The 18,457-nt window shown below is 74.0% G+C and carries 14 protein-coding genes; 6 read left to right on the top strand and 8 right to left on the bottom strand.

The features are described 5' to 3' along the window. The first annotated feature begins 182 nt into the window (after window positions 1-182). Window positions 183-767 (top strand): NADPH-dependent FMN reductase, encoded by a 585-nt coding sequence (locus tag CP969_RS13530; RefSeq protein ID WP_004988434.1) that lies wholly within the window; start codon window positions 183-185, stop codon window positions 765-767. Window positions 768-789: 22 nt separating this feature from the next. Here CP969_RS13530 and CP969_RS13525 read toward each other — a convergent pair whose 3' ends face one another. The 3 genes from CP969_RS13525 to CP969_RS13515 all read right to left on the bottom strand — a co-directional run bounded on the left by CP969_RS13525 (window position 790) and on the right by CP969_RS13515 (window position 4,289). Further along, on the bottom strand, window positions 790-1,197 hold the full coding sequence (locus CP969_RS13525) for a gamma-glutamylcyclotransferase family protein (RefSeq protein WP_004988435.1): 408 nt from the start codon (window positions 1,195-1,197) through the stop codon (window positions 790-792). Between the two features lie 104 nt (window positions 1,198-1,301). Beyond that, complete coding sequence (locus tag CP969_RS13520) at window positions 1,302-3,479, bottom strand: molybdopterin oxidoreductase family protein (protein WP_016826372.1); 2,178 nt, start codon at window positions 3,477-3,479, stop codon at window positions 1,302-1,304. Between the two features lie 108 nt (window positions 3,480-3,587). Then, window positions 3,588-4,289 (bottom strand): SanA/YdcF family protein, encoded by a 702-nt coding sequence (locus CP969_RS13515; RefSeq protein WP_004988439.1) that lies wholly within the window; start codon window positions 4,287-4,289, stop codon window positions 3,588-3,590. Between the two features lie 210 nt (window positions 4,290-4,499). Here CP969_RS13515 and CP969_RS13510 point away from each other — a divergent pair, with 210 nt between their 5' ends. The 4 genes from CP969_RS13510 (at window position 4,500) to dnaG (ending at window position 10,131) form a co-directional block, all read left to right on the top strand. Then, window positions 4,500-5,327 carry a sirohydrochlorin chelatase gene (locus CP969_RS13510; protein ID WP_191093696.1) on the top strand — a complete coding sequence of 276 codons (828 nt, stop codon included), beginning with the start codon at window positions 4,500-4,502 and terminating at the stop codon, window positions 5,325-5,327. A 49-nt stretch (window positions 5,328-5,376) separates the two neighbouring features. Then, on the top strand, window positions 5,377-6,708 hold the full coding sequence (locus CP969_RS13505) for a deoxyguanosinetriphosphate triphosphohydrolase (protein WP_004988441.1): 1,332 nt from the start codon (window positions 5,377-5,379) through the stop codon (window positions 6,706-6,708). Window positions 6,709-6,877: 169 nt separating this feature from the next. Beyond that, the gene (locus tag CP969_RS13500; protein ID WP_016826374.1) at window positions 6,878-8,143 is read left to right on the top strand and encodes an NAD(P)/FAD-dependent oxidoreductase; all 1,266 of its coding nucleotides are present in this window, start codon (window positions 6,878-6,880) and stop codon (window positions 8,141-8,143) included. A gap of 68 nt (window positions 8,144-8,211) precedes the next feature. Beyond that, window positions 8,212-10,131: a DNA primase gene (gene dnaG / locus CP969_RS13495; protein WP_016826375.1), complete on the top strand. Its 1,920-nt coding sequence runs from the start codon at window positions 8,212-8,214 to the stop codon at window positions 10,129-10,131. Between the two features lie 9 nt (window positions 10,132-10,140). Here the strand turns inward: dnaG and CP969_RS13490 are convergent, their stop codons facing one another. Together CP969_RS13490 and CP969_RS13485 are read right to left on the bottom strand one after the other, a co-directional pair. Beyond that, window positions 10,141-11,133 (bottom strand): nucleotidyl transferase AbiEii/AbiGii toxin family protein, encoded by a 993-nt coding sequence (locus CP969_RS13490; protein WP_016826376.1) that lies wholly within the window; start codon window positions 11,131-11,133, stop codon window positions 10,141-10,143. After that, entirely contained in the window at window positions 11,130-11,783 is a 654-nt protein-coding gene (locus tag CP969_RS13485) for a hypothetical protein (RefSeq protein WP_016826377.1), read from the bottom strand. The genes CP969_RS13490 and CP969_RS13485 overlap by 4 nt, the downstream gene beginning before the upstream one ends. Window positions 11,784-11,885: 102 nt before the next feature. On the opposite strand from CP969_RS13485, the gene CP969_RS13480 reads away from it, so the two are divergent. Next, on the top strand, window positions 11,886-13,178 hold the full coding sequence (locus CP969_RS13480; RefSeq protein ID WP_016826378.1) for an RNA polymerase sigma factor: 1,293 nt from the start codon (window positions 11,886-11,888) through the stop codon (window positions 13,176-13,178). A gap of 44 nt (window positions 13,179-13,222) precedes the next feature. Here the strand turns inward: CP969_RS13480 and CP969_RS13475 are convergent, their stop codons facing one another. The 3 genes from CP969_RS13475 to CP969_RS13465 form a co-directional block, all read right to left on the bottom strand. Continuing rightward, a complete protein-coding gene (locus CP969_RS13475; RefSeq protein ID WP_026085205.1) occupies window positions 13,223-15,151 on the bottom strand; it encodes an ABC transporter ATP-binding protein in 1,929 nt (642 codons plus the stop codon). Then, the gene (locus CP969_RS13470; RefSeq protein WP_004988461.1) at window positions 15,151-16,884 is read right to left on the bottom strand and encodes an ABC transporter ATP-binding protein; all 1,734 of its coding nucleotides are present in this window, start codon (window positions 16,882-16,884) and stop codon (window positions 15,151-15,153) included. The genes CP969_RS13475 and CP969_RS13470 overlap by 1 nt, the downstream gene beginning before the upstream one ends. A 112-nt stretch (window positions 16,885-16,996) precedes the next feature. After that, the gene (locus CP969_RS13465; RefSeq protein ID WP_026085206.1) at window positions 16,997-18,451 is read right to left on the bottom strand and encodes an FGGY family carbohydrate kinase; all 1,455 of its coding nucleotides are present in this window, start codon (window positions 18,449-18,451) and stop codon (window positions 16,997-16,999) included. Window positions 18,452-18,457: the final 6 nt, after the last annotated feature.

Here is an 18,457-nt window from a genome sequence, read left to right as displayed (position 1 = left end):
CGGGTGTCGGACGGACCCCGGCGGATGCCGCACCGATCGTGTTTCAGCAGGTCACGGCCGGATAGCCGCCCCGGTCGCGGGAAAGCACCCGAAGGGTGCGCGGCGCGGCTGTGAACGGGTGACCGGGACGTTCGGGCGCGTCGCTTGACCTCCAGTTAAGTCGAGGTACCAGGCTCTGCCGCATGAAGACAGCAACCGATGTCCTCCGGGTCACCCTCGTCGTCGGCAGCAACCGGCACGGCCGCTTCGGCCCCGTCGTCGCCGGCTGGCTCCTGGACCGCCTCCGCGACCGGGACGACCTCGACGTCGACGTCGTGGACGTCGCCGACGTGGACCTGCCCACCACCCTGGAGCCGACCGCGCGGGCCACCGCCGCGCTCGCCGACGTCACCCCGAAGCTGGCCCGCGCGGACGCCTTCGTCGTCCTCACCCCGGAGTACAACCACTCCTTCCCGGCGGGCCTGAAGAACCTCGTCGACTGGCACTCCACCGAGTGGCGCGCCAAGCCCGTCGCCCTGGTCACCTACGGCGGACTCGCCGGCGGCCTGCGCGCCGCCGAGCACCTGCGCCAGGTCTTCGCCGAGCTGCACGCCGTCACCGTCCGCGACACCGTCTCCTTCCACCACGCGGGGGCGTCCTTCGACGACGAGGGCCGCCTGAAGGACCCGGCGCGGCCGGACGCGGCGGCGAAGACGATGCTGGACCAACTGGTGTGGTGGGCGACGGCGCTGCGGCAGGCGCGGGAGAGGAGCCCGTACGCGGGCTGAACCGGTCCGCCGCCCCGGGCCCTCACCCCCGCCAGTTCCCGCTCCTGATCGGCGTCCCCCGGGCCCGCAGCCGGGCGGCGACGGCGGGTGCGGCGACGTACACCCAGGCCCGGACCGCCCTGCCGTCGGCGGTCCGGACCACCTCCCGCGCCACGCGCTCGTACAGGCTGCGCGGGTCGCCCGGCACGTACTCCTCCAGCCGGTCCAGCTCGGCGAGCAGCCCCGGGTAGGCCTCCGGCAGCGCGGTGACCAGTTCCCCGTCGACCACTCCGCCCGGCTCCTCCACGGCGTACGGGTAACCGGGCCCCTCGTACAGCACCGCGCCCGGGAGCCGGCCGGGCTCCTCCCGGAGCGTGCGGCCGCGCAGGAAGAGGGCGTGGTTGACCTCGCCGGGGCGGAGCGTGCCGTAGACGAAGAAGGGGAGGGTCACTCGTTCACCTGCGGACGGTCGACGGAGCTCCGCCGCGCGGACGCGCCGGCGGAAGCCTTGCGGAAACGATTCTCGCCCCCGCCCGCGGGCACCGGGGGGCCGGGTCACGGACGCACCGCCTCCACCCGCACCGCGCACGCCTTGAACTCCGGCATCCCCGACGTCGGGTCCAGGGCGGGGTTGGTGAGGGTGTTCGCCCGGCCCTCGCCCGCCCAGTGGAACGGCATGAAGACCGTGTCGGCGCGGATCGCGGTCGTGATCCGGGCCGGCGCCACCGCCCGGCCCCGCCGGGACACCACGGCCACCGGGTCGCCCTCGGCCGCGCCGAGCCGCTGTGCGAGCCGGGGGTGCAGTTCCACGAACGGGCCGGGCGCGGCGGCGTTCAGCTCGTCCACGCGCCGGGTCTGGGCACCGGACTGGTACTGCGCCAGGACCCGTCCCGTGGTCAGCAGCACGGGGTACTCCTCGTCGGGCTCCTCGGCGATCGCGCGGTGCGTCACGGGCGCGAACCGGGCCCGGCCGTCCTCGGTGGCGAACCGGTCGAGGAAGAGGCGGGGGGTGCCGGGGTGGACGCCGGGGCCGGGCGCACCGTTCCCGGAGGTGCCGGCGGTGGTCGGCGGGGTGCTCCCGGAGGTGCCGGCGGCGGTCGGTGCGGGGTCCGTCGGGGCCGGGCACGGCCAGAACACGCCGTCGCCCTCCGCCAGCCTGCGGTAGGTGATCCCCGAGTAGTCCGCGGGCCCGCCCGCGCTGGCCCGGCGCAGTTCCTCGAAGACCTCCTCGGGATCGGTCGGGAAGCCCTTCTCCGCACCCCGTTCACCGCCCAGCCGCGCGGCCAGTCCGTGCAGCACCTCCAGATCGCCGCGGACCCCCTCCGGCGGGGTGATCGCCCGGCGGCGCAGCAGCACCCGGCCCTCGAGGTTCGTCGTCGTGCCCGTCTCCTCGGCCCACTGCGTCACCGGCAGCACGACGTCGGCGAGCGCGGCCGTCTCCGACAGCACGACGTCGCACACCGCCAGGAAGTCCAGCGCGCGAAGGCGCTCCTCGACGTGCGCCGCGCGGGGCGCCGACACCACCGGGTTGGAGCCCATCACCAGCAGCGAGCGGATGTCGGTACCCAGCGCGTCCAGCAGCTCGTAGGCGCTGCGTCCCGGCCCGGGCAGGCTGTCGGGATCCACGCCCCACACCTCGGCCACACGGGCGCGCGCCACCGGGTCGGTCAGCTTGCGGTAGCCGGGCAACTGGTCGGCCTTCTGGCCGTGCTCGCGCCCGCCCTGCCCGTTGCCCTGCCCGGTCAGGCACCCGTACCCGGACAGCGGCCGGCCCGCCCGCCCCGTCGCCAGGCACAGGTTGATCCACGCGCCCACCGTGTCGGTGCCCTTGGACTGCTGCTCGGGGCCGCGGGCGGTGAGCACCATCGCCGCCTCCGGCTCGCAGAACAGCCGTACGGCCTCCCGGAGCCGGGGGACGGGCACCCCCGTGACCCGCTCCACGTACTCCGGCCAGTGCGCCATCGCCGCGGCCCGGGCCTCCTCCCAGCCGGTGGTGCGCTCCCGGATGTACGCCTCGTCGGTGCGGCCCTCGGCGACGACCAGGTGCAGCAGCCCGAGGGCCAGCGCGAGGTCGGTGCCGGGCCGGGGCGCCAGGTGCAGGTCGGCCTGCTCGGCGGTCCTGGTGCGGCGCGGGTCGACGACGACCAGCGTGCCGCCGTTCTCCCTGAGGCCGGTGAAGCAGCGCAGCGCCGGCGGCATCGTCTCCGCCGGGTTGGCCCCCACCAGGATCACGCAGCCGGTCCTGGACACGTCCTCCAGCGGGAAGGGCAGCCCGCGGTCCAGGCCGAAGGCCCGGATGCCCGCGGCGGCCGCCGACGACATGCAGAAACGGCCGTTGTAGTCGATCTGGGAGGTGCCCAGCACCACCCGCGCGAACTTGCCGAGGGCGTACGCCTTCTCGTTGGTCAGCCCGCCCCCGCCGAACACCCCGACCGCGTCCGCCCCGTGCTCCGCGCGGGTCCGGCCGAGCCCCTGCGCGACCCGGTCCAGCGCCTCCTCCCAGGAGGCCGGGACCAGCGCGCCGCCCCCGGAACGCACCAGCGGGGAGGTCAGCCGCACCCGGGAGGAGAGCACGGCGGGCGCGGTGCGCCCCTTCCCGCACAGCGCGCCCCGGTTCACCGGGAAGTCCGCGCGCTCGCCCACCTCGACGGTGCCGTCCGGCGCGGGCGTCAGATGCATCCCGCACTGCAGGGCGCAGTAGGGGCAGTGCGTGGGCGTCACGGTGTTCTGCATGCGGTCCAGCCTGCGCCGCCGGTGTTACGCCGCGCACCGGTCCCCGTTACACGGCCGGTACGGCGCCCTCCCCGCCGGCCGCGGGGCGCGGTGAGGCGTCCGGCGCCCTCATCGAACCGCCCGTGCGGACGCGTCGGCCAACGCCCGCTCCACCCCCGGCTCCTTCGGCCCCAGGAACCGCGGGTCCGGGCGGAACGTCAGGTCCGCCGCCGCCTTCCCCGCCGCGAGGATCTCCCGGACGCCCCCGTAGTACCAGACGAGGTCGTGCCGGTCGTCGACCCCGACGCCGTACGAGGAGACCCCGGCCGCCCCGCACAGCGCCACCGCCCGCCGGATGTGGAAGCCCTGGCTGATGAGCACCGCCCGGTCCACGCCGAAGACCTTCTTCGCGCGGACGCACGAGTCCCAGGTGTCGAAGCCCGCGTAGTCGCTGACGATCCGCGCGTCGGGCACGCCGTGCCGGGTCAGGTAGGCGCGCATCGCGTCCGGCTCGTCGTACTCCTCGCGGCTGTTGTCGCCGGTGACCAGCACCACCTCGATCCGCCCCGCCCGGTACAGCTCCACCGCCGCGTCCAGCCGGCGGGCGAGGTACGGCGACGGCTCCCCGTCCCACAGCCCGGCCCCGAAGACCACGGCGACCTCGGTGCGCGGCACGTCGGCGGTCGTGCGCAGCCGGCCGTCCGCCGCCAGGTGCAGCCACGTCGCCGGCAGCAGGGCCAGCACGCACGCCGCCATCACCGCCTGCGTCAGCCGCCGCCGCCCCGCGCGGGTGCGCGGCAGGCGTGGTCTGCGAACTCCGAAACGGCGCATCGGACGGCCCTCCCCGGTCGGTCCTCGACGGGGAGAGACGCCCCACCGCGCCCCCCGGTTCACGCGGCGCCCTGTGACCCGCTTCACGGGAGGGAGCGAACCCGCAGGTCGAACGGCCTCACACCCCCGCGGCCCGCACCGTGAGCCGCCGGAAAACGCCCGTCACCGGCGCGCAACGGCCGGGCAACGCGCGGCGGCCACCCTCGGTGCATGACGGCGACGCACCTCGACACCACGGCGGGCCCCATGAACCGGACCGGCACCGGGCCCGCGGGACGGCCCGGCCCGCCGGACGGGCGGCGCCGCCCGGTGCCGCCCGCCCTCGTCGTCGTGGCCCACGGCAGCCGCGACCCGCGCGCGCCGAGCACCGTACGGGCGCTCCTCGACCGCGTCCGCGCCCTCCGCCCCGGCCTGCCGGTGCACCTCGGCCACATCGAGCTGAACGCGCCCCTGCTGCCCGACACGCTCGACGAGCTCGGCGCGCGGGCCACCGAGCCCGCCGTCCTCGTCCCGCTGCTGCTCGGCCGCGGCTTCCACGTCAAACGGGACATCCCCGAGATGGCCGCCCGGGCCCGGCCGCACCCGCGCGTGGCCGCCCCGCTCGGCCCGCACCCGCTGCTCGTGGACGCCCTGCACGCCCGCCTGACCGAGGCCGGCTGGCCCACCCGTACGGACGACGGGACGCGCCGCGCGAGCGGGGTCGTGCTCGCCGCCGCCGGGTCCCGCGACCCCGAGGCGAAGGCCGACACCGGCCGCACCGCGCGCCTGCTCGCCGAACGCCTCGGCGTCCCCGTCGTCCCCGCCTACGCCTCCGCCGCCGCCCCCACCGTCCCCGACGCCCTGCGCGCCCTCGCCGCCCGCGGCCGCCACCGGGTGGCCGTCGCCTCCTGCTTCACCGCCCCCGGCCGCTTCGCCACGGAGTGCGCCGAAGCCGCGCCGTGGATCGCCTCCGCCCCCCTGGGCGCCCACCCGGCGGTGGCCCGCCTCCTCCTGCACCGCTACGACCAGGCACGGGGGACGGCTCCCGCACCGGCGTGAAACGGCCGCCGACATCCCGTATGTCGGTGGCTGCGTCTACTGTCGGCACATGGAAGGCATCGCATCCGACACCCCCCTGGCACCGCCGTCCGAGCACCACGTCCCGCCCGCCGGGTACGACCCCTCGGCCGTCGAGCGGTGGGCCGTCGAGCCCGACAAACGCCCCGGCCGCACCGCCTTCCAGCGCGACCGCGCGCGCGTCCTGCACTCCGCGGCCCTGCGCCGCCTGGCCGGCAAGACGCAGGTCGTGACCCCGGGGACCTCCAGCCAGGTGTGGGACGCCAGCCCCCGCACCCGCCTCACCCACTCCCTCGAATGCGCCCAGGTCGGCCGCGAGCTCGGTGCCGCCCTCGGCTGCGACCCCGACCTGGTGGAGGCCGCCTGCCTCTCCCACGACCTGGGCCACCCGCCCTTCGGGCACAACGGCGAGCAGGCGCTGAACGAGTTCGCCGAGGACTGCGGCGGCTTCGAGGGCAACGCCCAGTCGCTGCGCCTGCTCACCCGCATCGAACCCAAGCGGTTCGTCGCCGACCCGGCCACCGGCGACCTCACCAGCGTCGGCCTCAACCTCACCCGCGCCGCCCTTGACGCCGCCACCAAGTACCCCTGGCCCCGGGGCGCCCACCCCACCGACCCGGCCTCCCCGAAATTCGGCGTCTACGAGGACGACCGCCCCGTCTTCGACTGGGTCCGCGAGGACGCCCCCGGCACTCGCACCTGCTTCGAGGCCCAGGTCATGGACTGGGCCGACGACGTGGCCTACTCGGTGCACGACGTGGAGGACGGCCTGCACGCCGGCCACATCGACCCCAACCTCCTGCACGCCGACCCCGAGCGGGAGGCCGTCTTCGCCGTCGCCGTCGGCCGGTACGTCGACGCCGGCACCGACCCCGCCGAGCTCGCCGAGGCCCTCGACCGCCTCCTGGCCCAGGAGTGGTGGCCGCACGGCTACGACGGCACCGCCGTCGCCCAGGCCCGCCTGAAGGACGCCACCAGCCAGCTCATCGGCCGCTTCTGCCTCGCCGCCGAGGGCGCCACCCGGCAGGCGTGGGGCAGCGGGCGGCTCACCCGGTACGAGGCCGAGCTGGTCGTGCCGCGCAGCACCCGCATGGAGTGCGCCGTCCTCAAGGCGGTCGCCGACCGGTACGTCATGCAGCGCGCCGAACAGGAGCGGCTCCGCGCCGACCAGCGGATCGTCGTCCTCGAACTGGCCGAGGCGCTCACCGCCCGCGCCCCCGAGGGGCTGGACCCGCAGTTCCGCTCCCTGTTCGACCGGGCCCCCGACGACCGCGCCCGCAAACGGGTGATCGTCGACCAGATCGCGTCCCTCACCGACGCCTCGGCCCGCTCGCTTCACTCCCGTCTCACGGGGCAGGGATGAGAGGGGACCGATGAGACGGGAGGGGCGCGAGCACGCCCGAAGGTGACCCCGCGTGGCCTGATCGGGTCACCACCCCTTCCCGCACCCCACTGCGTGCGGGACGCTCGCAGATGGCGGCACCCACAGTGTTCTCCGGGGGACACCCCCGGATCCCGGCAGGAGGCATCAAGTGGTCGACGCGGATCAGACATTCGTCATCGTCGGAGGCGGCCTGGCCGGCGCGAAGGCGGCCGAGACGCTGCGGACGGAGGGCTTCACCGGCCGCGTGATACTGATCTGCGACGAACGCGACCACCCCTACGAGCGGCCGCCCCTGTCCAAGGGCTACCTCCTCGGCAAGGACGAACGCGACGGCGCCTTCGTGCACGAGCCCGCCTGGTACGCGCGCCACGACATCGAACTGCACCTCGGCCAGACCGTCGACGCCGTCGACCGCGCCGCGAAGACCGTCCGCTTCGGCGACGACGGCACCACCGTCCACTACGACAAGCTGCTGCTGGCCACCGGTGCCGAGCCCCGCCGCCTCGACATCCCGGGCACGGACCTGGCCGGCGTCCACCACCTGCGCCGCCTCGCCCACGCCGACCGCCTCAAGGGCGTCCTGACCTCCCTCGGCCGCGACAACGGCCACCTGGTGATCGCCGGGGCCGGCTGGATCGGCCTGGAGGTCGCGGCGGCGGCCCGCCAGTACGGCGCGGAGGTCACCGTCGTCCACCGGGGCCAGACCCCGCTGCACTCGGTCCTCGGGCCCGAGCTCGGCCAGCTCTTCGCCGAGCTGCACATCGAGCGCGGCGTGCGCTTCCACTTCGGCGCCACGCTCACCGAGATCACCGGGCAGGACGGCATGGTCCTCGCGGCCCGCACCGACGACGGCGAGGAACACCCCGCGCACGCGGTCCTCGCCGCCATCGGCGCCGCCCCGCGCACCTCCCTCGCCGAGGCGGCGGGCCTGGAGCTCGCCGCCCCCGCGGACGGCGGCGGCGTCCTCGTCGACGAACGGCTGCGCACCTCCGACCCCGACATCCACGCGGCCGGCGACGTCGCCTCCTTCCCCAACCCCCTCTTCGGCGCCCGGCTGCGCGTGGAGCACTGGGCCAACGCCCTCAACGGCGGCCCGGCGGCGGCCCGCGCGATGCTCGGCCGGGAGGAGGTGTACGACCGGGTGCCGTACTTCTTCACCGACCAGTACGACCTGGGCATGGAGTACTCCGGCTGGGCGCCCCCGGGCTCCTACGACCAGGTGGTGATCCGGGGCGACGCGGGCAAGCGCGAGTTCATCGCGTTCTGGGTGCGGGAGGGCCGGGTGCTGGCCGGGATGAACGTCAACGTGTGGGACGTCACGGACCCGATCCAGCGGCTGATCCGCTCCCGGACCGCGGTGGACACGGAGGCGCTGGCGGACCCGCACGTCCCGCTCGAGAACCTCGTGCCCTGAAGCGGCCGCCCGCCCCGTGCCGTGCTCCCCGTCCCGGGGGTGTCCGACCGCCCGCTTAGACTTCACCCGTGGCAGGACGGATCAACGACGAGGACGTGAAGGCGGTACGGGACGCGGTCCCGATCGACGCCGTGGTGTCCGAGTACCTCCAGCTGCGGAACGCGGGCGGCGGCAACCTCAAGGGCCTGTGCCCCTTCCACGACGAGAAGTCGCCGTCCTTCCAGGTCAGCCCGAGCAAGGGACTCTTCCACTGCTTCGGCTGCCAGGAGGGCGGCGACACCCTCACGTTCGTGATGAAGATCGACCACCTCTCCTTCTCCGAGGCGGTCGAGCGGCTGGCCGCCCAGGCCGGCATCACCCTGCGCTACGAGGAGGGCGGCTACAACCCCGCCCACCAGCGCGGCGAGCGCATCCGCCTGGTCGAGGCCCACAAGATCGCCGCGGAGTGGTACGCGGAGCAGCTCGAGACCTCCCCCGAGGCCGAGACCGGCCGGGTCTTCCTCGCCGAGCGCGGCTTCGACCAGGCCGCGGCCCGGCACTTCGGCGTCGGCTACAGCCCCCAGGGCTGGGACCACCTCACCCGCTACCTGCGCGGCAAGGGCTTCAGCGACAAGGAACTGGTCCTCTCCGGCCTGTCCCAGGAGGGCCGCCGCGGTCCCATCGACCGCTTCCGCGGCCGGCTGATGTGGCCCATCCGCGACATCGGCGGGGAGGTCGTCGGCTTCGGCGCCCGCAAGCTCCACGACGCGGACAACGGCCCCAAGTACCTCAACACCCCCGAGACGGCGATCTACAAGAAGTCCCAGGTCCTCTACGGCATCGACCTGGCGAAGAAGGAGATCGCCAAGTCCTCCCGCGCGGTCGTCGTCGAGGGCTACACCGACGTCATGGCCTGCCACCTGGCCGGCGTCACCACCGCCATCGCCACCTGCGGCACCGCCTTCGGCGGCGACCACATCAAGATCCTGCGCCGGCTGCTCATGGACAACGGCAGCGCGCGGGTGATCTTCACCTTCGACGGCGACGCGGCCGGTCAGAAGGCGGCCCTGCGCGCCTTCGAGGACGACCAGAAGTTCGCCGCCGAGACCTACATCGCCATCGCCCCCGACGGCATGGACCCCTGCGACCTGCGCCTGGCCAAGGGCGACGAGGCCGTCGCCGACCTGGTCGAGCCCCGCACCCCGCTCTTCGAGTTCGCCCTGCGCCAGATCGTCGGCCGCTACGACCTGGACACCCCGGCCGGCCGTGCCGCCGCCCTCGACGAGGCCGCGCCCGTCGTCGCCCGCATCAAGAACAGCGGCGCCCAGCACGAGGTCGCCGTCCAGCTCGCCGGGATGCTCGGCATCCTCGACACCCAGTTCGTCGTCAAGCGGGTCGCGCAACTGGCCCGCTGGGCCCGCGAACGCGGCGGCAAGGGCCCCGCCCCCGACCGGCAGCGCGGCGGCGGCCCCCAGCAGTACGCCCCCGCCCCGGCCGCCCCGCGCGGTCCCGCCCTCACCCTGCGCAACCCGGTCTTCGCCACCGAACGCGAACTGCTCAAGCTCGCCCTCCAGCGCCCGGAACTGGTCTCCCCGGCCTTCGACGCGTACGGCGTCGACGAGTTCACCGCCCCGCCCTACGCGGCCGTGCGCCAGGCCATCCTGGACGCGGGCGGCGCGGAGTACGGCGTGCAGGACCCGCAGGAGTACCTGATCCGGGTCCGCGACGCCGCTCCCGACGACACCGTCCGCGCCATGGTCACCGAACTCGCCGTGGAGGCGATCATGCTGCACCGGGGCGTCAAGGAGGTCGACGAGACCTACGCGGGCGCCCAGCTCGTCACCGTCCGCCGCCGCGCCGTCGAGCGCCGCATCCGCGACGTCACCAGCCGCCTCACCCGCCTCGCCACCCACGGCGACCCGGCCGAACTGGCCTCCGTGCAGAACGAGCTGTGGGTCCTGCAGCAGTACGACCAGGCACTGCGGGAACACGGCGCGGCGGCGCTGTAGGGGACCGGGTCAGTCCCGGGTGAACGCGGGCGTCACCGCCCGCACCAGCCGGTCGACGAACTCCTGCTCGGCGTCCTTGAACCGCGGGTACTCCGTGACGAAGTGCTCCCACTCGACCTCCCGGACCGCCTCCACCACGTCCTCCAGCAGGACCTGCTCGCGGTACGGGTACGGCCACTCGCCCGACAGCCGGAACACCTCGTGCAGCAGCGCGTGGCGCAGCGGGTACCGCTCCGCCAGGAGCACGGCGTCGTACAGGTCCTTGCCCTGCCCGTGCACATCCGTGAGCAGCCACATCAGCTTCCACGCCAGCGACAGGCCCGGCGTCGCCGCCTGCACCACCGCGCCGCCCGGCAGCTCCACCGGCTCGGGGGCCTCGGGCAGCTTCTCGTTGAAGACGAAGTCGAGCTGCACATGACCGCCCGGCAGCCCCGGCGCCCCCCACGGCAGCACCATGCGCCGCCCCGGCACCCGGTCGTAGGTCCAGATGTCCTCCACCACCGCGCCCCGGGCCGAGATCCCGACCCCCGGTCCGCGCGCGTCGGCCGTCGCCTGCGCGGCCTCGGCGATCCCGGACAGCATCCGCCCGGTCCGCCCGTCGTCGATCCGCCAGGTGTGCGGCACGACGACGAAGTCCAGGTCGCCCGGCTCGCGGGCGGCGTCGCCGAACCACGCCGACATCAGCACGCTGCCCCGCAGCACCAGCGCGTCCACCCACTCCGAGTCCGCGACCGCGGCCAGCACCAGGTCCAGCGCCCGGCGCCGCGCCGCCCGCCACGAGTCGTCCCGGGCCGGGTCGGCGAACCGGGGGTCGGTCGCGCGGTAGGCGTTGCGGTGGTGCTTCAGGGCGGGGTCGAAGACGGGGCGCTGCACCACGCCGTCCCCCGGCACCCACCGCAGCGTCCGCGGCAGGTCGTCCGCCCCGCGCGCGGCCTCGTCCAGCGGCTCGCGGGGAACCCCGTCGATCCACCCGCCGGACCCCCACCCGGCCGTGCCGCTCATCGTCGTCCCCCCACCGGCTCCGTGAGCCATCCCTCGTCCACCGACACGTCACTGTCGTGGAGCACGAACTCCCGCTCCACGCTCAGCACTTCGTAACCGCCGAGGTCCGCCAGCAGACCTCCCAGGGCCCGTGCGGCGCCCTCGGCGTCCCCGTGGTGGCGCTGGGTGACGAACCGCTCGTGCCGCGCCTCCTCGCGCACCCGCCGGGCGTTCCACGACAGATGGGCGCCGTGCGGCACGACCCGGGCCGCCAGGGCGTCCAGATCCGCGCCGGCGGTGAGCAGCAGCTTGACGTGGTGCTCGAAGTACCGCCCGTCCGGGCACGGTCCGTCCGGCACCTCCGGGGCCCACGGCGACGTCTCGGTCTTCACGCGCACGGGCTCGAACCTGTCCGCCCGCAGCCGCTCCACGACCTCCCGCGCCCGCGCCTCCTCCTCGGCCCGGGTGCGGGAGCCGGACAGGGTGAGCATGGGCTGGTCGCGCATCCGGCCCCGGGACAGCACGATGTGCGTCAGCTTGAGACCGGCCGCGGCGGCCCACCGGCGCAACCGCTCCGGCTCCTCGGGGCCGCGGCAGCGGACCGTCACATGGGTTTCGTACAGAGGATCGGACACCGGTGGATCGTCCCAGACCGGGGCCGCGCCCGGCATCCGGGTTTCCGTGCGGTGTAACCGCCCGGTCACGGACCGGACGCAAAAAGTCATCGCACGCCCCTCGTGGGGACGATGTGTCGTACCCCACACTGGGGTGCGGTGCCTGAGTCCTCGGAGCGCGGCCGATCCGTCAACGACGGGTCCCGGACACCCGCGGTTCCGCCCATCGCGTACGGGACGGACAGCGGCGAGGCCGCCGACTCCGCTCCCGAAGTACCGCTGCCGCCCCTCCCGGCGACGGCGATCATCCTGGAGGTCGCCCCCGTGCAGACCCAGACCCTCGCCCAGACCGACACGAGCACGGTCGGCGCGCCGCCGGCCGCGGACGTCCTGGTGGCGGTGCCCGCGCAGAGCCGTGTCGTGCACCACCCCGGGGCCGGGACGGACCCCGGGGCCCCGCCCGAGCCGGCCGAACCGCCCGCGGACGCGAGGGAGCCCGCCGAGCCCGCCGAGACCCCGCCCCCGCGCCCCGAGACCGGCGGCCCCTCCTCGGACCTGTTCCGCCAGTACCTGCGGGAGATCGGCCGCATCCCCCTGCTCACCGCGGCCGAGGAGGTCGAACTCGCCCGCCGCGTCGAGGCCGGGCTGTTCGCCGAGGAGAAGCTGCGGCTCACGCCCGACCTGGACAGCCGGCTCGCCCACGACCTGGACCGGCTCGTCGTCATGGGGCGGATGGCCAAGCGCCGCCTCATCGAGGCGAACCTGCGGCTCGTGGTGTCCGTCGCCAAGCGGTACGTGGGCCGCGGGCTGACCATGCTCGACCTGGTCCAGGAGGGCAACCTCGGTCTGATCCGGGCGGTGGAGAAGTTCGACTACGCCCGCGGCTACAAGTTCTCCACCTACGCCACCTGGTGGATCCGCCAGGCCATGTCCCGCGCGCTGGCGGACCAGGCCCGCACCATCCGCGTCCCCGTCCACGTCGTCGAGCTCATCAACCGCGTCGTCCGCGTCCAGCGCCGCATGCTCCAGGAGCGCGGCCGCGAGCCGACCCCGGAGGAGGTCGCCGCCCACCTCGACCTGCCCCCCGAGCGGGTCGGCGAGGTCCTGCGGCTCGCCCAGGAACCGGTCTCCCTGCACGCCCCGGTGGGCGAGGAGGACGACGTGGCCCTCGGCGACCTCATCGAGGACGGTGACGCCGCGAGCCCGGTCGAGTCGGCCGCGTTCCTGCTGCTGAGGGAGCACCTGGAGGCGGTGCTGTCGACGCTGGGGGAGCGGGAGCGCAAGGTCGTCCAGCTCCGCTACGGACTCGTCGACGGCCGCCCCCGCACCCTGGAGGAGATAGGCCGCATCTTCGGCGTGACCCGCGAGCGGATCCGGCAGATCGAGTCCAAGACCCTCAACAAGCTCCGCGACCACGCCTTCGCCGACCAGCTGCGCGGCTACCTGGACTGACGCGGGGACGGGCCGCCCCGACCGGGGCGACCCGCCGCGTCGGTTCAGTCCACCTCCGCCACCGCCTGCGCGAACTGCGCCCGGTACAGCCGCGCGTACGCCCCGCCGGCCGCCAGCAGCTTCTCGTGCGAGCCCTGTTCGACGATCGAGCCGTTCTCCATGACGAGGATCGTGTCCGCGTCCCGGATCGTGGAGAGCCGGTGCGCGATGACGAACGAGGTGCGTCCGTGCGCCAGTTCGGCCATCGCCTTCTGGATCAGCACCTCGGTGCGGGTGTCCACGGAGCTCGTCGCCTCGTCCAGCACCAGGATCACCGGGTCGGACAGGAACGCCCGCGCGATGGTGATGAGCTGCTTCTCGCCGGCGCTGACCCCGCTGCCCTCGTCGTCGATCACCGTGTCGTAGCCGTCGGGCAGGGTGCGGATGAACCGGTCGGCGTGGGCCGCCCGGGCCGCCTCCTCGATCTCCGCCCGGGTGACCTCGCGGGTGGCGCCGTAGGCGATGTTCTCCGCGATGGTGCCGCCGAACAGCCAGGTGTCCTGGAGCACCATGCCGATGCCGGCGCGCAGTTCGTCCCGGGACATCCGCGCGATGTCCACCCCGTCGAGGGTGATGCGCCCGCCGGAGACCTCGTAGAACCGCATCAGCAGGTTCACCAGCGTCGTCTTGCCGGCGCCGGTCGGGCCGACGACGGCCACCGTCTGCCCCGGCTCGACCTTCAGCGTCAGGTTCTCGATCAGCGGCTTGTCGGGGTCGTAGCGGAACGACACCTGCTCCAGCGCCACCCGCCCGCGCAGCGCGGCCGGCCTCTCGGCCGGCTCGGGGTCGGCCTGCTGCTCCTCGGCGTCCAGCAGTTCGAAGACCCGCTCGGCCGACGCGACGCCCGACTGCACCAGGTTCGCCATCGAGGCGAGCTGCGTCAGCGGCATCGAGAACTGCCGCGAGTACTGGATGAAGGCCTGGACGTCACCGATGGACAGCGCGCCCGACGCGACCCGCAGACCGCCGACCACCGCCACCAGCACGTAGTTGATGTTCGACACGAAGAACATCAGCGGCTGCATGACGCCGCTGTTGAACTGCGCCCGGAACCCGGCCTCGTACAGCGCCTCGTTCTCCTCGGCGAACCGCTTCGCCGACTCCTCCTGCCGCCCGAACACCTTCACCAGGGCGTGCCCGGTGTACATCTCCTCGATGTGCGCGTTGAGCGTGCCGGTCGTGCGCCACTGCTGCACGAAGTGCGGCTGCGACCGCTTGCCCACGCGCGTGGCGACCACGAACGACAGCGGCACGGTCACCAGCGCGACCAGCGCGAGGATCCAGGAGACGTAGAACATCATCGCCAGCACGCCGATGACGGTGAGCAGCGAGTTGATCAGCTGGCCCATCGACTGCTGCAGCGTCTGCCCGATGTTGTCGATGTCGTTGGTGGCCCGGCTGAGCACCTCCCCGCGCTGCCGCCGGTCGAAGTACGACAGCGGCAGCCGCGACAGCTTCGTCTGCACGTCCTCGCGCATCCGGTACATGGTGCGGTTCACGGCCCGGTTCACCAGGCGCGTCGCCACCGCCATCAGCAGGCCGGCGGCCCCGAACACCGTCAGCGCGAGCAGCAGGACGTGTCCCACGGCGGTGAAGTCGATGCCCTCGCCGGGGGTGAAGTCGGTGCTGCGGAGCATGTCGGCGACGTCGCCGTCGCCGCGCTCGCGCATCGAGTCCAGCACCTGCTCCTTGGAGGCGCCCGCGGGCATCTCACGCCCCACGATGCCCGCGAAGACCAGGTCGGTCGCCCGGCCGAGGATCTTCGGCCCGATCACGCTGAGCCCCACGCTCAGCACCACACAGGCCAGCAGCCCGTAGATCGTCAGCCGTTCCGGTCCGAACCGGGCGATCAGCCGTTTGCCCGATCCCTTGAAGTCCATCGTGCGCTGGTCGGGGCCGCCTCCGGCCATCATCCGCGCCGCAGGCCCCGCCATCAGGCAGCCTCCGCTTCCGTCAGCTGGGAGAGCACGATCTCCCGGTAGGTCTCGTTGTCCGCCATCAGCTCGTGGTGCCGGCCGGTGCCGACCACCCGGCCCTCGTCCAGCACCACGATCCGGTCGGCGTCCCGGATGGTCGCCACCCGCTGGGCGACGATCACCACGGTCGCCTCGGCGGTCTCCTCGGCCAGCGCCGCGCGCAGGGCCGCGTCGGTGGCGTAGTCGAGCGCGGAGAAGGAGTCGTCGAAGAGGTAGATCTCCGGGCGCTGCACCAGCGTCCGCGCGATCGCGAGCCGTTGGCGCTGACCGCCGGAGACATTGGTGCCGCCCTGCGCGATCGGCGCGTCGAGCCCGCCCTCCAGCCGCCGCACGAACTCCTCGGCCTGCGCCACCTCCAGCGCGTGCCACAGCTCCTCGTCGGTGGCGTCCGGATTGCCGTACCGCAGGTTGGTCGCCACCGTCCCCGCGAACAGGTACGGCTTCTGCGGCACCAGGGAGACCGTCCGTGCCAGCAGCGCCGGGTCGATGTCCGCCACGGGCACGCCGTCCACCAGCACCTCGCCGTCGGTCGCGTCGAACAGCCGGGGGACCAGTCCGAGCAGCGTGGACTTGCCGCTGCCGGTGGAGCCGATCACGGCGGTGACCTCACCCGGCCGCGCCACCAGGTCGACGGCCTTCAGCACCGGCTCCTCGGCGCCCGGATAGCCGAAGCCGGCGCCCCTCAGTTCCAGATGGCCGTGGCGGCGCAGCTCGGTGACGGGCGCGACGGGCGGCACGACGCTCGAGGAGGTGTCCAGCACCTCGTGGATGCGCTCGGCGCACACCTCGGCGCGCGGCACCATCATGAACATGAAGGTGGCCATCATCACGGACATGACGATCTGCATCAGATAGGCGAGGAACGCGGTCAGGTCGCCGATCTGCATCCCGCCGCTGTCGATGCGGTGCGCACCGAACCACACCACCGCGATCGACGACAGGTTCACCACCGTCATGACCACCGGGAACATCAGCGCCAGCAGGTTGCCGGTGCCCAGCGACACCTCGGTCAGCTCGGTGTTGGCCTTCCGGAACCGCCGCTGCTCGTAGGCGTCCCGCACGAACGCCCGGATCACCCGGTTGCCGGTGATCTGCTCGCGCAGCACCCGGTTCACCGTGTCCAGCCGCTCCTGCATGGTCCGGAACAGCGGCCGCAGCCGCCGCACGATCAGCGTCACGCAGATCCCCAGCACCGGCACCACCGCGACCAGCACCCCGGACAGCGGGACGTCCAGCCCGAGCGCCATCACGATGCCGCCCACACACATGATCGGCGCCGACACCATCAGGGTGAACGTCATCAGGACCAGCATCTGCACCTGCTGGACGTCGTTCGTCGTCCGGGTGATCAGCGAGGGCGCGCCGAAGTGACCGACCTCACGCGCGGAGAACGACTGCACCCGGTCGAACACGGCGGCGCGCACGTCCCGCCCCAGCGCCGCCGCGGTCCGGGCGCCGTAGTACACGGCGCCCACGTTGCACACGACCTGCACCAGCGAGACGCCGATCATCACGGCGCCGTGGGTCAGGATGTAGCCGCTGTCCCCCTGGACCACACCGTCGTCGATGATGTCCGCGTTCAAGGTGGGCAGGTAGAGCGAGGCGCAGGTCTGCAGGAACTGCAGCAGCACCAGGAGGGCGATGGGTCTCTTGTAGGGCCTGAGATGGGCACGCAGAAGTCTGATGAGCACGCTGCTTCTCTCGGAGTGGTCGACGGGGGCGTTGGTTGCCCGTGGCCCCCATCGTCGAACACTCCACCCGCGTTACCTCAACCGATTTAACGCGCCGGACCGCGCCGCGGCGTCACAGCCGGAACGCCCCCGGGTGGGTCTGCTCGCGCACCGACACGAACTGCTGGCGCACCGCCTGGCCCACCGCCAGTTCCTCACCCGGGTCCAGCACCTGCGCCGCCGCGCCCTGCCAGACCGGTGGGGTGCGCGGGTCCAGGGTGCCCTGGGAGACGCCGAGCGCCCAGGCCGCCTGCCGGGCCGCGCCGACCGCGGCGTAGTCCGCGGGCTGCGGCACCATCACCTGCACCCCGAACAGCGGCGGCGCCGCCGCCTGCACGGCGGGCAGCTCCGCGACCGGCCCCAGCAGGAAGACCCGCCGCACCTCCACGCCCCGGCCGCGCAGCACGTCCAGCGCGTCCGCCAGCCCGCACAGCATCCCCTCGAACGCGGCCCGCGCCAGGTGCTCCGGCTTCATCGACTCGCGCCGCAGCCCCGCCAGGGTCCCGGCGGTGTGCGGCAGGTTCGGCGTCCGCTCGCCCTCCAGGTAGGGCAGCAGCACCAGCCCGTGCGCCCCCGGCGTCGACTTCATCGCCAGGTCGGACAGGGTCTCCAGGTCGGGCACCCCGAGCAGCTCCGCCGTGCCGCGCAGGGTCCGCACGGCGTTCAGCGTGGTGACGACGGGCAGGTGCATACCGGTCGCGTCGGCGAGGGAGGTGATCGTCCCGCTCGGGTCGTACAGCGCCTCGGGGTGCACGGCCATGGCCGACCCGGACGCCCCCAGCGACACCACCGCGTCGCCCAGCCCGATCCCCAGCCCGAAGGCCGCCGCCATCGTCTCGCCGGTCCCGGCGGAGATCAGCAGCCCCTCCGGCGTCGTCCCGGCCGCCTCCGCCGGGCCGATCACCTCGGGCACCACGGCCTGGTGCCCGAGCGCCAGCTCGATCAGGTCGGGGCGGTAACCACCGGTGGCCGCCGCCCAGTAGCCGGTGCCGGAGGCGCCGCCCCGGTCGGTGGTCCGGCGCACCGGCCGGCCCAGCAACTGCCACACCAGCCAGTCGTGCGCCTGCAGCAGCATCGCCGTGCGCGCGGCGTTCTCGGGCTCGCTGCGGGCCATCCAGCGCAGCTTGGTCACCGGCTGTGCGGCCTGCGGCACGCTCCCCACCGCCTGCGCCCACGCCTCGCGCCCGCCGAGCGCCTCGATCAGGTCGGCCGCCGCGACCTGCGCCCGCTTGTCGCCGCCGACCAGGGCGGGCCGCACCGTGTTGCCCTGCGCGTCCAGCGGCACCAGCGCGTTCTGCTGCGCGGAGACCCCGATGGCCTGCACCCCCTCCAGCAGCCCGCCGCCCGCGGCCTCGCCCAGCGACAGCAGCCAGGCCTGCGGATCGACGTCGGAGGGACGGCCTCCGCCCACGGGGCTCTCCACCGGGTGTGGCGCATATCCCTGCCTGATCACGGCCCCGGTGTCCGTGTCACAGACGACGATACGAGTGAAATCGGGCGCACTGTCCAACCCGGCAACTATCCCCATGCCCGA

This window comes from Streptomyces viridosporus T7A, assembly GCF_008704515.1.
Taxonomy (GTDB): domain Bacteria; phylum Actinomycetota; class Actinomycetes; order Streptomycetales; family Streptomycetaceae; genus Streptomyces; species Streptomyces viridosporus.
This window is presented reverse-complemented; position numbering and strand designations above follow the sequence as displayed.